Consider the following 15,362-nt stretch of genomic DNA (forward strand, 5'->3'; position numbering starts at 1 on the left):
ATGGACAAATAGAGTGTAAATATAGCATATAACTGGATTTGAATGTTAGTCGTGAAATTACCAAAGGAATAAATGACAATGACAAAGGGGAAAAATACAAAAATATTGAGCAAAGCAGGCATAAACGAAAAACTAACAAGCGGTCAATTTTTGCAAAATTATTGCAATTGATGACCGCTTGTCTGATTTTTATCTACGATTTTTTGTTTTTGTCCTCTCGTTATTTTTTCCAAATGCGTGTTTGGTAGTCTCTGATTGAACGATCGGAACTGAATTTGCCCAGTCGAGCTGTGTTAAGAATGGTTGATTCCAGCCAAGTGGTTTTATTTTGATAACGTGCCGCAATTTGTGCTTGAGCTTGGCGGTAAGCTGCAAAATCGGCTAAGACGCAGAAGTAATCGTGGTTGAGCATATCATTGACCAATGAGGCAAAACGAGTTGTATCACCGTTTGAGAATGTACCATTTGCCAATGCGTCAATGGCGTGCTTTAGCTCTAGATTGTTTTCGTAGTACTGCTTGGAGATATAGCCGTTTGCTCGCAATTGTTTGATGGATTCGACGGTATGTCCAAAAATGACTACGTTTTCTTGACCTGCGTAGTCAGCAATTTCGACATTTGCACCATCAAGCGTGCCAAGGGTAATGGCTCCATTCAGTGCCAGTTTCATATTGCCTGTTCCAGAGGCTTCTTTTCCTGCAAGCGAGATCTGCTCTGAAACGTCTGCTGCAGGAATAATTTTCTCTGCTAAGCTCACTCGATAGTCAGGTAAAAAGATGACTTGCAATCTATTTTTCATTGTAGGATCGTGGTTAATCACGTTTGCGACACCATTAATCGCTTGAATAATTTGCTTTGCCATAAAATACCCAGGGGCAGCTTTTCCAGAGAAAATAAAGACTCGAGGGACGAAATTTTGCGCTGGATTTGCCTTGAGTGATTGGTAGCTGGCGATAATATTCAATAAATTGAGGTGCTGGCGTTTGTATTCGTGAAAACGCTTAATTTGCACATCAAAGATGGCGTTGCAGTTTACTTCTATGCCTAATTCAGCTTGGATTAGTTGTGCCAATGCCTGTTTATTTTTCTGTTTGACATTGTCATAAGCGGTCTGAAATTCACTATTTTTTGCAAGCGGTTCAATTTGTGCTAAGCGATCAAGGTCTTGCGTCCAATCCCCTTGAATATGCTTGTCTAATAATTGACTGAGAGCAGGGTTAGCTTGGCGAATCCAGCGACGAGGCGTCACGCCATTGGTGACATTGTGGAATTTTCCTTTAAATAACCGTGCGTAGGCTGGAAACAGATCATTAGCAACTAAGTCAGAATGAATTTGAGCCACACCATTGACAGCAAACGCCCCCACAACGCATAGGTTAGCCATTCTTACACGGCTGTGCATAATCAGTGCAGTTTCTTGCCAAACTTGAGCAAATTCCTGTGGGCTGAATTCTGCCTTCACTTGCTGGTATAGCTCGTGGTTGAGTTGCTCAATGATGAGTATATGGCGTGGTAATAGTTTGGCGATGAGATGTTGATCCCATTGTTCAAGGGCTTCAGGTAGCAGAGTGTGGTTTGTATAGGCAAAAGTATGGCGACAAATATCCCAAGCCTGTTCCCAACTTAGATGGTGCTGATCGAGCAGTAATCGCATTAGCTCAGGAATCGCAATGGCTGGGTGAGTGTCGTTGAGCTGAATGACTTCAAATTCAGGTAATTGCTCAAGGGTTCTACCCTGTGCAAGATGTTGGCGAACAATATCCGCCACTGAACAGGCACAGTGGAAATATTGTTGCATTAGACGTAACGCTTTACCGTGTTGGTGGTTATCATTCGGGTATAAGACTTTAGTGAGCTTGGTGGCATTTATGGTATTTTGTTCTGCTTGAAGGTAGTTACCATCATTAAATTTTTCTAGATGAAAGGCCGTTTCACTGTAGCCTTGCCAAAGACGCAGAGGCTGTTGTATTCCTTTATAGCCGACTACAGGGAGATCAAAGGCTTTTCCAGAAATTGTCCATTCAGGCTGCCAATCATAATGGTCGCCTTCACGATGCTGCACTTCGCCACCAAAACCGACTGTTTGAGCCAAATCTGCACGATGGTGTTGTTGCGGATAAAAATCACGCTGCCAGTAATCCCCTTCTTCACGCTGCTCGCCAGACCAGCCAATGCTCTGTCTAAATAAACCGTATTGATAGTGTAAACCGTAGCCAATAGCAGGCTGGGATAAAGTTGCCATTGAATCTAAATAGCAAGCTGCTAGTCTGCCTAGGCCGCCATTTCCCAAAGCAGGATCACGTTCTTGTTCTAAAATATCCATCAAACACTTGCCATATTTTGCCACAATCTGTTCGACAGAATCATATAGTTCAAGGTTCATTAAGTTATTGCCAAGCAAGCGTCCAATGAGAAATTCCATTGATAAATAATTGACCTTGCGTGTGTAAGCAAGCGGTGGGTTTTTGGGAAAATTTTGCAAAATATATTGTTGGCTTGTTTGGGCAATGAGTTGATACCATTGCAAATCGGATAGCTGTTCCGGTGTGATAAAACGCTCTTCGCAGAATTGTTGGAGGGTGAGGGCAAAATGTGTTTGGAAATCGGCACTAGACATAGAATTCTCCCATACAAATAAATTAGCTCATTATTTCCTACTATCAGCGAGTTGAAATCCTCTCTTGTTTTTTTGTAGCGGTATGAGCTTTAGGGGGGAAATTGGTTGATACGAATGAGTGCATTCCAGTTAATTGAACTCACGCTAAGCTAGCTAAATAAATAAGCTCCTCAAGCGAGGAGCATTCTTTTATTTTTTCTCTTCTTGTTTTTCTGCTGCTTTTTTTGAATCAGGATCAAATTTAACAACAGGAACACAGCCACGACAAGCACCTTGTTCTACGCCTAAATCTTTGCAGAAGTCATTATATTTATCAAGCCATTTTCGCAATAGACTTTTTTGAGAATGTGTATTTTCTGACATCTTTTCTCCTCAATTTTTTGCTTTTTATTTGTCCTTGCCTGACCACCAAGCGGTCAGTTTTAAACGATTTTTTGCACAGCCAGAATAATTGTAGCATAACTGATCAGAGATTATTTTGAAATTTTTAGGCGGTAACGCCGATCAAACATACAAAGCAGACCACCGATTGCCATAAATACGCCACCCAGCCAAATCCAGCGGATAAACGGTTTATAGTAGAGGCGTAGTCCCCAAGAACCATCTTCAAGGCGTTCGCCTAATGCGGCGTAAAGATCTCGTGTAAAGCCCCAATCAATAGCGGCTTCTGTCATACCCATTTTACTGACAGTATAAAAGCGTTTTTCAGCGTGAAGGGTCGTCTCATACTTACCATTTTTTTTAATTTCAATGTCGGCTGTTCCGCCAATATAGTTTGCTCCATTGCTATCACGAATGCCCTTGAAGGTGAAGGTGTAATCTAAAATGTTTGTGCTATCGCCTACGTTCATTCGCACATCACGCTCAATACTAAAATTTTGGCTAAATGCAATACCGAATACCGTCATTGCAACGCCCAAATGTGCTGCGACCATTCCCCAATGTGAGCGAGATAATTTGAATATCCCTATGAGGAAAGAATGGCGGTGTGTTGCCCGCTGGTGCAGTTCGTATAGGCTTAATATAACAATGATAGCTGACATCATTGTACCGAGTACCACGCTGATCGTAATGCGGTTATCAAACAAGTAAGGTAACCCAAAGCCAAGTAGGATCATTGCAAATAATGATAGAAAAACAGGGTTGCGAATTGCTGAAAACTGGTCTCTACGCCATTTTACAAGCGGTCCAATACCGAGTAAAAACGCAAAGGGAACCATTAAGATCATAAACATTTGATCAAAAAAGGGGGCACCAATGGAAATTGTACCTAGCCCAATTTGCTTATGAATCAGTGGCAAAATCGTGCCTAAAAGGACCACAGATAGAAATGCCATTAGAAGTACATTGTTAAGAAATAACATTGACTCACGAGAGTAGCGTTCAGCGTTATCAATACTCTTAATTTTGCTGCCTTGATAAGCATACATCAATAACGATCCACCAATCACAATCACGAGATAAGCTAGAATATATAAACCCCGAGTGGGATCAGAGGCAAAGGCGTGTACAGAGACGAGAATCCCTGAGCGGACAAGGAATGTGCCAAGTAGGCAGAGTGAAAAGGCTAAGATGGCAAGTAAGACCGTCCACGCCTTGAAGCTTCCTCGTTTTTCAGTAACTGCAAGAGAGTGAATGAGTGCTGTGCCAGCAATCCACGGCATTAGTGAGGCATTCTCAACAGGATCCCAAAACCACCAACCGCCCCAACCTAGTTCGTAATATGCCCACCAAGAACCGAGTACAATGCCAAGCGTTAAGAAAACCCACGCAGCCATTGTCCAAGGACGAGACCAGCGAGCCCAAGCGGTATCTAATTTACCTGTCATTAGCGAAGCGATGGCAAATGCAAAGGCGACAGAAAACCCTACATAGCCCATATAGAGCAATGGCGGGTGAAAAATCAATCCTACATCTTGCAACATCGGATTGAGCTCTCGTCCATCAACAGGAAAGTCGGGAAAAGTTCGATCAAATGGGTTAGACGTAAATAAGATAAAGATTAAAAAACCAATGCTGACCAGTCCCATTATTGCTAATACTCGAGCAACAGATTCATCAGGCATTTGGCGGCTGAAAAGCGAGACAGCAACACTCCAAAGTGAAAGAAGCCAAATCCATAGTAACAGTGAGCCTTCGTGCGATCCCCAAACGGCAGATAAGCGATACTCTAATGGCAAGTTGCTATTGGAATTATTGACCACATATTGCACAGTAAAATCATTAACGGCAAATAAATAGAACAGCGTCCCAAATGAAACTGTCAGAGATAAAAATAAGCCCCACGTCATTGGGCGAGCTAATGCGATTAAACGTGGATCATTTTTTTCTGTTCCAACAAGCGGTAGGATTGCAAGTAAAATTGACAAAATAAGGCTGAGTGCAAGAGTAAAATTACCGAGTTCCGCAATCATTTGTCGGCTCCTAATTGTTGGCGATCACGTGCTGATTCCCCTTTTAAATCTGCCTCCGAAACGCCCATTGGTTGGTGTTGTTTTTTCATTTGATCGTTTAATTCTGGTGGCATATAGTTTTCATCGTGTTTTGCCAGCACTTCTGTTGCTCGTAATTTAGTCGGCTCAACTAACGTACCTTGTGCAACAATACCCTGCCCTTCACGAAATAAATCGGGCAAAATGCCTTCATATTCCACTTCAATAGCAGGTCCAATGTCATTCAGGCCAAAGCTGACTTTGAGACTTTTGTTATCACGAACGACTGAACCTTCAACGACCATACCGCCAACACGAATACGTTGTCCTACTTTAGGCTTTGTATTCGGATCATCATTTTTTCCATAAACTATTTCTGATGGTGTATAAAACAGATCGATGTTTTGGCTCAATGCATAAAGCATAAGCCCCACTGCAACAGCAATACCAAGGAAAATACTGATGATGATATTTAATCTCGATTTGCGTCTCGGATTCATTTTCACTCCTCCCCACTTCGTGAACAATACAAAGACTTTGTAAATAATAAAAAGTAAAAAAAGTTAAAAAATTGTATAATGGCAACACGCTATTCGTTACTATTACCCTCTGTGATTTTGTCATTGTAATGATTATTTTAAAAATAACCTTGATTTATCTCATTAAAATGCACTTTTTAACAAAAAAATGGACGGTAACCTTTTAGGTAGAATATTCTAGAATTGCAAACAATTTTTATTTATATAGGAGTAATAAGATGGAAACTATCGTCATTGTTGGTGGAGGAGCTGGCGGACTGGAGCTTGCGACTTTTTTAGGTAATAAATTAGGTAAAAAGAAGAGGGCAAATGTAGTGCTGGTCGATAAAAATAGCACGCATTTATGGAAACCGTTATTGCACGAAGTTGCTACTGGTGCATTGGACGACGGTATTGATGCGTTAAGTTATCGAGCTCACGCTAAAAATCATCACTTTGCTTTCCAACAAGGCACCTTAACAAATGTGAATGCACAGGAAAAAACGATTACACTGGATCCCATTTATAACCATAAGGATCAACTGTTAGTACCTGAGCGTAAAATTAATTATGATAAATTGGTTTTAGCTATCGGCAGTCGTTCAAATGACTTTGGTACGCAAGGTGTTGCACAGCATTGTATTTTTCTAGATAGCTCTGAGCAGGCGAAATTGTTTCATCAGCAGATGATGGAATTAATGATGAAATTTGCAAATAATAGTGAAAAAGAGCTACATATTGCAGTTGTGGGCGGTGGGGCAACAGGCATAGAGCTTTCAGCAGAGCTTTATAATGCCGTTAAGCATCTTAATGCTTATGGTTTTGGCAAACTAAATAATACAAGTTTAAAAGTAACATTATTAGAAGCTGGCGATCGTTTACTTCCAGCGTTATCAGAGCGTGTTTCTGCTGCGGCACAAAAGGAATTAAAAGCGTTAGGCGTGAATGTGCTGACCAATACAGCCGTTATTGAGGCAAAACCAGAGGGACTGGTTACTCGAGATGGTGAGTTGTTTCGAGCTGATTTGATGGTTTGGGCAGCTGGGGTTAAAGCTCCTGAAATCACTGCTCGTTTTGGGTTTGAAACAAATCGCCTCAATCAAATTGCTGTGAAAGATACCTTACAAACAACGACTGATGATAATGTGTATGTGATCGGTGATTGTGCTTTTTTACTGCAAGAAAATGGAAAACCTGTTCCACCTCGTGCACAAGCTGCACACCAGATGGCAACGGTGTGTGGGAAAAATATACTTGCTCAACTTGATGGAAAAGCCTTAAACCCGTTTGTGTTTAACGATAAAGGGTCGTTAGTCTCTTTTTCACGTTTTGGCACTATAGGTAGCCTTATGGGCAATTTAGCTAGAGGAACAATGTTTATTGAAGGGAAAATTGCTCGTGTGGCTTATCTTTCCTTGTACCGTATGCACCAAGTTGCTTTGCACGGCTATATCAAAACAGGGTTAATGATGCTGGTTGGGCGAATTAATCGTTTTCTTCGACCAACAATGAAATTGCATTGATTTGAAAATAATTAGGATAAGCGGTCAATTTTGGGGTAATTTTTGCAAAATTTCTTCTCAAGCTGACCGCTTTATTTTCTTACTCAACGTATTTTTATCTAATCTTTCTATGAGTTGCAGTTGAAATTTAGCCTAATCCTAAAAAGAAGGGGAGCAATAGCGGTACAGCAAGGTTAATAATAAAACCAAAGCTAATTGCCAATGGGACAACTTGAATGCCGCCTGATTTTTGAATGATTGGGAGCGTTGCGTCCAGTGATGTTGCTCCACCTAAACCTACTGCGGTAGAAGGAAAATTTCGCATAAAAAATGGAATAGCAAAGAGGCAGAAAATTTCACGAGAGAGATCGTTAAAAAATGCAATGCTGCCGTAGGCTGCTCCCCAAGCATCATTAATTAATACGCTAGAAAGAGAGTACCAACCAAAGCCAGAGGCGAAAGCAAGTCCTTGTACAATGGATAAATTTAGGAAATAAGCAGCAATAACCCCGCCTAGTAAGCCACTGAGAATAAAGATAATTGAGGTATAAATACCTTGACGATTGAGAAATACTTGTCTAAGAGGAATGTTGCTGTTACGCAATTGAATGCCTACGCAGAAAATCATCACGACTAGCACATAGGTGCTTGCATTTAAAGGGAAATGAAAGCGAGTTTTGGCAATAAAACCGATAACACCACCAATTAACACCATTGAGCAGAGTAGCAGAGAATCAATTAGTAGATGTTTTCGGGAGGGGCGTTCATCGGTCGCTAGTGTTTGATATCGGCTAGGAAAAAATTTATCAAACAGTATTAAAGCGAGAATATTGCAGCTATGTATAATGACACTCAATCCTAAGGCAATTGTTCCAATTTTAGGCAATATCGTTTCAAGTTCATCAAGCTGCCCTAGCGAGATCCCCATTGTGAGTAGAATTAAGTATAGACAAGAAATTGCAATACGATTTACCCACAGCATAGTTGTTTGTTTTACTTGAAAGATATAGCCAAGAAAAAGTGGGACAAAAGCAATGAGTAAACCGTATAACATAGATATCCTTGATTGGTAAAATGGGGTAACTAAGCATAACCATTAAGTCGTGTGAACCTAATGTAAACCAAGCATAGCATAACTTTTAAATTTCCTCTTGAATTTTATTAAATAAATCATTATGTTGAGAACTTAATATATTATCGTGGTGTCGAATTTTTTATTTTACTTAATGGAGAATGATTAAATATGATGCGAATTGCATTATTCCTTGCAACCAACTTTGCTGTAATGATTGTATTGGGAATTATTTTAAGTGTAACAGGCATTGCAGGGCATAGCACAGGTGGCATTTTAATTATGGCACTTCTGTTTGGTTTTGCAGGATCTTTGATCTCGTTATTTTTGTCAAAAACAATGGCGTTGCGTTCCGTTGGGGCGGAAGTGATTAAAGAACCACGCACGAACGCAGAACGTTGGTTGGTGGAAACGGTAAAACGCCAAACTCAACAAGTTGGCATTCCAATGCCTGATGTAGCAATTTATCATTCAAATGATGTGAATGCGTTTGCAACAGGAGCGACCAAGAATAATTCGTTAGTTGCGGTCAGTACAGGTTTGTTAGCCACAATGACGCAAGATGAGGCAGAAGCGGTCATTGCACACGAAGTAGCACATATTGCCAATGGCGATATGGTAACTATGAGCTTATTACAAGGGGTCTTAAATACCTTTGTGATTTTCCTTTCTAGAATGGTGGCGACAGTCGTGTCAAATTCTCGTAACAGCGATGGTGAGGAGAGCCACAGCTCAGGGATCTATTTTCTAGTATCTATGGTTCTGGAAATTGTTTTTGGTATATTGGCAACAATGATTGCGATGTGGTTTTCTCGTTACCGTGAATTTAAAGCAGACGCAGGTTCAGCTAGTCTTGTTGGAAAACAGAAAATGATTGCTGCTTTACAACGTTTACAACAAATACACGAACCCCAAGAGCTACAAGGTTCATTAAGTGCATTTATGATCAATGGCAAACGCAGCCAATTATTTATGAGCCACCCGCCGCTAGAAAAACGGATTGAAGCGTTAAGAAATCTTTAATATTTTTAGTTTTCAAATTACAAAAACACTCAGGATGAGGTTGGGTGTTTTTTAATTACGTTATATCTAATTGGTCAGGCTATTGATACATCATATTTTTCTAAAATATGTAAATATTCAAAAGTAGATTGAGTTCTATGGTTTCGACTTTCTGTTTTGTCAGCCTTGAAGCGTTGATATTGTTTTTGAGCTAAATCATATTTACCATATTTGGATAAAATCTGTTGAATTTCGTGAGTTGTCATTAAGCCTTCGTTGTTATAGCTAACAAAGATGTATTTAAAATCTGCCTTACTAATTAATTCATCAAAACTTCTTGCAACCTCTGATTTTGAACAATATTGAGAACGTTGATATTCTCTTAAGCCTGTTTTTCCTTTTGGAATAAAATTATCGTAAAGGCAAATGGTATTCAGTAGATGGTAATTAGCACCATATTGGCGTGCATTATAGGGGGGATCTAAATACAAAATATCGCCTGATATTTGAGTAATTAAAGCGTTAGCGTCTTGCTGGTATACTTCATGTTCTTGATGGTTGATTTCAAAGTAAGCAGGTTTAATTGTTAAAGGCTTGAGTGCAGTTGATTTTAATTTTTTCAAAAATGCACCATAAACAGAAGCTGTATTTGCAACAGCATCAGCACTTTCAAGTAACGAGGCTAACAAAAAGTAGTAAATATCTTCTGAGATGTGATTTTTTTCTCTCCAAGCCGATATTTTTATTCTTATTGCATCAATTTTCTGACCGTTTTCGTCGCTAAAATATAACCTTCCTGAACCACCACCAAGGCAATAGTTTTGATAAATAAACCCATTTCTCGGCTTCACATTATTGAGTTCTTCAATTAAAGTAGTGAGTCCATCTATGTTTAAATGATTGCCAATATAATTTCTATTTAATACATAGCTGTAACTTTCAATATCATTTGCAATGACCTTTTTTACATCTGCTTTGAATGTTCTACCGATAATACCTGTGCCAGCAAAAAGATCGCAAAATACTTTATCGGATAAATTTCTACCTACAGTATCCATAATTTCATCTTTTATCCAAGAGGATAACTTTAATTTAGAGCCAATATAATTCATAAATCATCTTCTGCATATAACTTGTTAAAAATAAATTCCACTGTATTTTGGGAGGCTTCTTCTGTAATACGCCTGACGATAACTTTTCGATATTCAACAGGATCATATTGATAACAACCTAAACAGCCTAATTGTTCAGAGTAATTCTCATCGCCTAAATAAAAGGCATAGGGATTGCCCAATATGTTCTTGGCATTCCAGCGTTTACCCGTCTCTTTGCATTTTTTACAAATCTGTCTTTTGACATCATTGGCGGCTTTAGATAGCGGTTGAAAATCTTCTAATTTCTGCGTTTGAATATTACTGATTCTTTGATTATTTTTTCTACCATCTTTATGATCAATCTCAATCTTGGTATTTTCAGATTTGCCATTAACGCCTAGCATTACACAATTTTTGTTTTTATAATATTCCCTGATATCTTGTCTGATATTTTGACTAAATGAGGGTTGTTGATTAAATCCGTTTAATCGAACAGCATCAATGGCATTGCTTTTAGTTCGAGATTTATCAAATTCAATAATATATTTTTTGGCTAAAGATGAGCTTGCTCTACACCAGCTACCACCGTTACCTAACTTCAATCCTTCGTATTCACCGATAAATTCATCTACACTTACCCAGCGAGATACTCCATTGTTATCAGGGCTACATAGCTTTAAGAATAATTTCATTTTAGACATAATTAAAACTCTTTTTTAAATACAAAAATATATTCGTGCTTAAAAATATAGTAATCACTACTTAAAGCTCTATATCGCCAAATACCATGAGTGTTTATTTTTCCTTTATTCCCTTCAATATTTTTCACAATAATACCTTTTAATTTTACTTTAAAATTTCTTTTTATCATATCCATACAATAAAAACTTAATGGAATAACTTCCTTATTTCTGTAAATATCCCCAATAACAAGTGCAAAATAGCGATCCTTATCTAAGTTTGCTAAACTATTTTTGCAAACAGTCTTAAATGCTCTAACAAAATCATTAATTTGACTGTACTGTGATAAATCCTCAGGTTTATTTGTAAATTTTATTATATCCATATAAGGAGGATGCATAATAATAAACTGTGCTGTCTTATTATATGCTTGAAAATTTAAATTCACCCCTTGGCTGTCAAGAGAATTGCAATTTGCAATATAGAAATTCTCTTGATTGGAATTCATCATTTTTTGTTTTACGAAGTGAATTATCTTTTCGTTTATATCAAACCCAATATATTTCCGTTCTAAATTTTCGCATTCAAATAAAGTTGTGCCACTTCCCATAAAAGGTTCAAAAACAGTTTCACCCACTTTGGTATATCTTCTAATTAGCTGATTAGGAATTTGCGGAATAAAGTTACCATGGTATATATTTTGGTGCTTTCCGCTTTTTCCCCTTTCATTTATCAGCCAAAGACTGTCTGTGTTAATATCACTATCTTTCCATTGGGATAGCTCTAGGTCATTAAATTTCATAAATATATGTGGATTAATATTCAATTGTTGTATGATCTTATTATCAACCAAGATTCCATTTGTTCTTTTATAACACTTGCTTGTTATTTATTACCCATATTATTGATTTTCAAACCAGCTTTCTAAAATTAAACAGGCTGAAATTGAGTCAATTTTATCTTTTTTGAGTGCTTTATATCCGCCTCGTGAGAAAATTTCAGCACGAGCTTCTACTGTTGTTAGACGTTCATCTTGCAATATAACGGGCAAATTAAACCGCCCATTTAAGCGATTAGCAAACTTTTTGACTCTTTGTGTCAGTGGTTGCTCTGTACCGTCCATATTGAGTGGAAGTCCAACGACTAAAAGGTTAGGTTTCCATTCATTCAACGTCTTGGCAATGGCTTCCCAATTCGGAATACCATCTTGTGCTTTGAATGCAGGTAGCCCTTGAGCGGTGCCTGTAATACTTTGCCCAACTGCACAGCCGATGCTATTCGTGCCAAAATCAAAAGCAATAACGGTTTGTGTCATTAGGCTCTCCCAGCTTTAGCCAACACGCCCTCAATACCTAATAATTCATTCGCCTTTACCCAGCGATCGAGGTAGCCTGTTTCAAATATAGTTTGTAAATCGTAAGGGACAACTAGCCAATCATTTTGCCCAATTTCTTGTTCTAGTTGTTGAGGTCGCCAAGTACAACAGCCTAGGCAGACCACAAAATGTTTGGGGCTATCTGATCGACCTAAGGTTTCTAGAATATCGCCTGAAGTAGTTAGCCAAAGGTTATTTTCTGTCGGATAGCTGTGTGCTAAAGGGGTTGTTGTAGAGGTGTGTAAGATAAATCCTCGATCTTGATTGACAGGACCGCCACTTAACACGAGCTGATCCTCAATATAATTGCGTGAATTTGCCATTAAAAAATCCATTTTGGCGAGTAATTCCATTACAGAAAGATCTGTTGGAGAATTAAGCATTAATCCCATGGTGCCTTGTTCAGTATGTTCACAAATATAAATGACCGCACGATCGAAGTAATCATCGTTGATTTCAGGTGTGGCAACGAGTAATTTCCCCACTAAATCCATCATAAGCTCAGATCTCCATAAAGTGTTTGTAAGGCGGTTATTGTGGCGAGGGCAGCGGTTTCAGTACGCAAAATACGCTTACCCAATAAAATTTCAGTAAAGCCTGCCTGTTCTGTCATTGCTATTTCTTCAGGTGATAAGCCCCCCTCTGATCCAATCAGTAAACGCACGCCTTCTTTAGGAACATCGGGAAGTGATTTTAGCGTGTATTTGGCTTGTGGGTGTAAATTTAATTTCAGCATTGAATCTTGCTCGTTACACCAATCGCTTAATTTCATTATTGGGCGAATAGTCGCAATGGTATTGCGTCCGCATTGTTCACACGCTGCAATTGCAATTTTCTGCCACTGCTGTAGCTTTTTATCTTGACGTTCGCCATCAAGTTTGACACCGCAGCGTTCAGACCAAAGTGGTGTAATTGTATTGACACCCAGTTCAACCGATTTTTGAATAGTAAATTCCATACGATCACCACGAGAAATCACTTGCCCCAAATGGATAGGTAGGGGGGATTCTCGATCATCAAGTTCAGTGTGATGAATAGTTGCTTCAATCTGTTTTTTTTCAAGGCGAGAAATGGTTGCGTGAAAAATATGGTTTGATCCATCAAATAAAATGAGATCAGCCCCTACGGACATTCTAAGCACTCGACCAACGTGGTTGGCGGCGTCTTCGCTTAAAATACAATGAGACTTTCCCTCAAGGCGTTCAGGGTGATAAATTCTAGGTATTCGCATAATCTATGATGATGTTGATAAATCAAGCGGTCAGATAAACGTGTTTTTTTGCAAAAATTTTCACTAATCTCACCGCTCGTTTGGTTATTTCTACTATTTGAATTGGTGAATGGCTTGCGCAATTTCATTATCGTTATAGATGCTTTTAATTGCGTCTGTGTAAGCTTGCTCCAAGACTTTTTGAATTTCTTGATTGCTCGCATTAAATGCCCCTTCGTAACTGCGTTCTGTCGCAAAGTTTTTATTGAAGTATCCGCCTTTGCCCTGTACCGCAATTTCAAGTTCTACATTCGCATTGATTTTATAACGTAGATTGCCTTGATTTACATCGGCAAAAAATCGTTTGATTTTTAACGTAACGTGGGCATTAGCAGCCCCTTGTATAAGGCTAAATCCTTTACTATTTAGGTTTTGTAACATTGCTTGCTGGAACAACTGTGCGACTTCTGGTGTTGATGTGAGGCGGTGAGTTTCGCCATTTCGCACATAGTTTGCAATTTCATTAGTGCTTCTTAAATCCTGTGTAACGACATTGACATAAGCACTTTGGTTTTGAGTGTTAAATACAGCAGTGGGTGATGGCGTGCTAAAGGTTAAAGTATTTGACGGAGCTTGGCAGCCTGCAATGAAAGCAGTACTTAAAAATAAGGCAAGTAGGGTGATTTTTTTTATTTTTTTCATAGATGCTCCTTGTAAAATAGGGGATTAATCAAGTACAGTTCCAATTAAGTATAGTCTTATTCTTACAAAATTTCCAAATGGAGAAATAAAAAAATGTCTATTGAGCAAACAATAACAGATAAATTAACTCAACAATTTACCCCTGAATGGCTAGAGATTGAAAATGAAAGCCATAAACATAGCTCAGGCAGAGGGAGCGAATCACATTTTAAGGTTACGCTGGTTTCTGCTTTTTTTGAAGAAAGTCGGTTGGTTGCTCGACATCGTGCTATTTATCAATGTTTAGCTGATGAGCTAGCTAACGGTGTTCACGCCCTTGCATTGCATATTTACACGCCAGCAGAATGGCAAGAATGTAATGAAACTGTGCCACCATCGCCTAATTGTTTGGGACACGGTAAGTAGCCAACGTTAAATAATTAGGATAAGTCGGCATAAATATCTTGATTGGTTTAGCAAAAATCAGTAGAATCACGCCCCACTTACTAGCTGTAGTTGAAAATCAATTATGGTCTAAGGGCAGGTCTAGTTTCGGTGAGATGTCCGAGTGGTTGAAGGAGCACGCCTGGAAAGCGTGTATACGGGAAACTGTATCGAGGGTTCGAATCCCTCTCTCACCGCCAGTTTTTATTATGGGTAGCTAATAAGTTTCACAGCTCAAGCTCAAATAATTCCAAATGAATATATCCCCACATATCGCTATTTGGGGATTTTTTTATCGACTATTTTGCTCGTTTGTGCAGTTTGTAATTATTGGTATTATCTATTTTGTTGCCGTTTTGATCCGCAAATTCCAAATAATCCTCCGTAACAATAAGCGCTGTGTTATCTGTCTCTTTTAAACGGATAACGTTATTTTTCTCGCTATCTCGATAAAATATGCCTTGTTCACTAAAAGACTGTTTTTTGTTATTTTTAAGGAAATAGACCGTGTTGTATTGATAAGAATTGTCTTTATTTAAGACGAGTTCTGCTTGGATATGCTCACAATCTGCACAAGGTAAAAAACCTTGATATACGCCCGAAATCGTTTTCGAAGGCATTATAGTAGCACACCCTGTGATTAAGGTAATGCCAGTAAGTAGTGCAAATTTTTTCATTTTCATAGCCTCTTTGGTTTATAAAATCTACTTTTTAGTCAGATTTTGGAATTTAAG

The 15,362-nt window shown here is 38.7% G+C and carries 16 protein-coding genes and 1 tRNA gene; 4 read left to right on the forward strand and 13 right to left on the reverse strand.

The window, feature by feature from the left end; translation table 11 throughout:
* Positions 1-220 precede the first annotated feature (220 nt).
* From glgP to ccmE, 4 genes are all read right to left on the reverse strand, one after another.
* Positions 221-2,617, reverse strand: a complete 2,397-nt coding sequence (gene glgP / locus EV693_RS00725; protein WP_132500483.1) for a glycogen/starch/alpha-glucan family phosphorylase — start codon at positions 2,615-2,617, stop codon at positions 221-223.
* Between the two features lie 189 nt (positions 2,618-2,806).
* Positions 2,807-2,980: a DUF5363 family protein gene (locus tag EV693_RS09445; protein ID WP_165904856.1), complete on the reverse strand. Its 174-nt coding sequence runs from the start codon at positions 2,978-2,980 to the stop codon at positions 2,807-2,809.
* A gap of 110 nt (positions 2,981-3,090) precedes the next feature.
* Positions 3,091-5,031 (reverse strand): heme lyase CcmF/NrfE family subunit, encoded by a 1,941-nt coding sequence (locus EV693_RS00730; protein WP_132500484.1) that lies wholly within the window; start codon positions 5,029-5,031, stop codon positions 3,091-3,093.
* Positions 5,028-5,549 (reverse strand): cytochrome c maturation protein CcmE, encoded by a 522-nt coding sequence (gene ccmE, locus EV693_RS00735; RefSeq protein WP_132500485.1) that lies wholly within the window; start codon positions 5,547-5,549, stop codon positions 5,028-5,030. Before ccmE ends, EV693_RS00730 begins: the two co-directional genes overlap by 4 nt.
* 257 nt (positions 5,550-5,806) lie before the next feature.
* Between ccmE and EV693_RS00740 the strand changes: the two genes are divergently transcribed.
* Complete coding sequence (locus EV693_RS00740; RefSeq protein ID WP_132500486.1) at positions 5,807-7,090, forward strand: NAD(P)/FAD-dependent oxidoreductase; 1,284 nt, start codon at positions 5,807-5,809, stop codon at positions 7,088-7,090.
* A 127-nt stretch (positions 7,091-7,217) separates the two neighbouring features.
* On the opposite strand, the gene EV693_RS00745 is transcribed toward EV693_RS00740, so the two are convergent.
* Positions 7,218-8,123 (reverse strand): LysO family transporter, encoded by a 906-nt coding sequence (locus EV693_RS00745; protein ID WP_132500487.1) that lies wholly within the window; start codon positions 8,121-8,123, stop codon positions 7,218-7,220.
* A 189-nt stretch (positions 8,124-8,312) separates the two neighbouring features.
* On the opposite strand from EV693_RS00745, the gene htpX reads away from it, so the two are divergent.
* A complete protein-coding gene (gene htpX / locus EV693_RS00750) occupies positions 8,313-9,164 on the forward strand; it encodes a protease HtpX (protein WP_132500488.1) in 852 nt (283 codons plus the stop codon).
* Between the two features lie 74 nt (positions 9,165-9,238).
* Here the strand turns inward: htpX and EV693_RS00755 are convergent, their stop codons facing one another.
* The 7 genes from EV693_RS00755 to EV693_RS00785 all read right to left on the reverse strand — a co-directional run bounded on the left by EV693_RS00755 (position 9,239) and on the right by EV693_RS00785 (position 14,205).
* Complete coding sequence (locus tag EV693_RS00755; RefSeq protein WP_132500489.1) at positions 9,239-10,255, reverse strand: DNA adenine methylase; 1,017 nt, start codon at positions 10,253-10,255, stop codon at positions 9,239-9,241.
* Positions 10,252-10,938: a restriction endonuclease gene (locus tag EV693_RS00760; RefSeq protein WP_132500490.1), complete on the reverse strand. Its 687-nt coding sequence runs from the start codon at positions 10,936-10,938 to the stop codon at positions 10,252-10,254. Before EV693_RS00760 ends, EV693_RS00755 begins: the two co-directional genes overlap by 4 nt.
* 2 nt (positions 10,939-10,940) lie before the next feature.
* On the reverse strand, positions 10,941-11,744 hold the full coding sequence (locus tag EV693_RS00765; RefSeq protein WP_243694542.1) for a DNA methyltransferase: 804 nt from the start codon (positions 11,742-11,744) through the stop codon (positions 10,941-10,943).
* Between the two features lie 75 nt (positions 11,745-11,819).
* Complete coding sequence (gene ruvX, locus EV693_RS00770) at positions 11,820-12,233, reverse strand: Holliday junction resolvase RuvX (protein WP_132500491.1); 414 nt, start codon at positions 12,231-12,233, stop codon at positions 11,820-11,822.
* On the reverse strand, positions 12,233-12,790 hold the full coding sequence (locus EV693_RS00775) for a YqgE/AlgH family protein (RefSeq protein WP_132500492.1): 558 nt from the start codon (positions 12,788-12,790) through the stop codon (positions 12,233-12,235). The genes ruvX and EV693_RS00775 overlap by 1 nt, the downstream gene beginning before the upstream one ends.
* On the reverse strand, positions 12,787-13,524 hold the full coding sequence (rsmE, locus tag EV693_RS00780; protein WP_132500493.1) for a 16S rRNA (uracil(1498)-N(3))-methyltransferase: 738 nt from the start codon (positions 13,522-13,524) through the stop codon (positions 12,787-12,789). Before rsmE ends, EV693_RS00775 begins: the two co-directional genes overlap by 4 nt.
* A 93-nt stretch (positions 13,525-13,617) precedes the next feature.
* Positions 13,618-14,205, reverse strand: a complete 588-nt coding sequence (locus EV693_RS00785; RefSeq protein ID WP_132500494.1) for a YajG family lipoprotein — start codon at positions 14,203-14,205, stop codon at positions 13,618-13,620.
* A 93-nt stretch (positions 14,206-14,298) separates the two neighbouring features.
* Here EV693_RS00785 and EV693_RS00790 point away from each other — a divergent pair, with 93 nt between their 5' ends.
* Together EV693_RS00790 and EV693_RS00795 are read left to right on the forward strand one after the other, a co-directional pair.
* A complete protein-coding gene (locus EV693_RS00790) occupies positions 14,299-14,610 on the forward strand; it encodes a BolA family protein (protein ID WP_132500495.1) in 312 nt (103 codons plus the stop codon).
* A gap of 128 nt (positions 14,611-14,738) precedes the next feature.
* Positions 14,739-14,828 (forward strand) — tRNA-Ser (locus EV693_RS00795).
* Positions 14,829-14,927: 99 nt separating this feature from the next.
* Here EV693_RS00795 and EV693_RS00800 read toward each other — a convergent pair.
* A complete protein-coding gene (locus EV693_RS00800) occupies positions 14,928-15,305 on the reverse strand; it encodes a copper resistance protein NlpE (RefSeq protein WP_132500496.1) in 378 nt (125 codons plus the stop codon).
* Positions 15,306-15,362 lie beyond the last annotated feature (57 nt).

The sequence above is a fragment of the Nicoletella semolina genome, assembly GCF_004345745.1.
Classification (GTDB): Bacteria; Pseudomonadota; Gammaproteobacteria; order Enterobacterales; family Pasteurellaceae; genus Nicoletella; species Nicoletella semolina.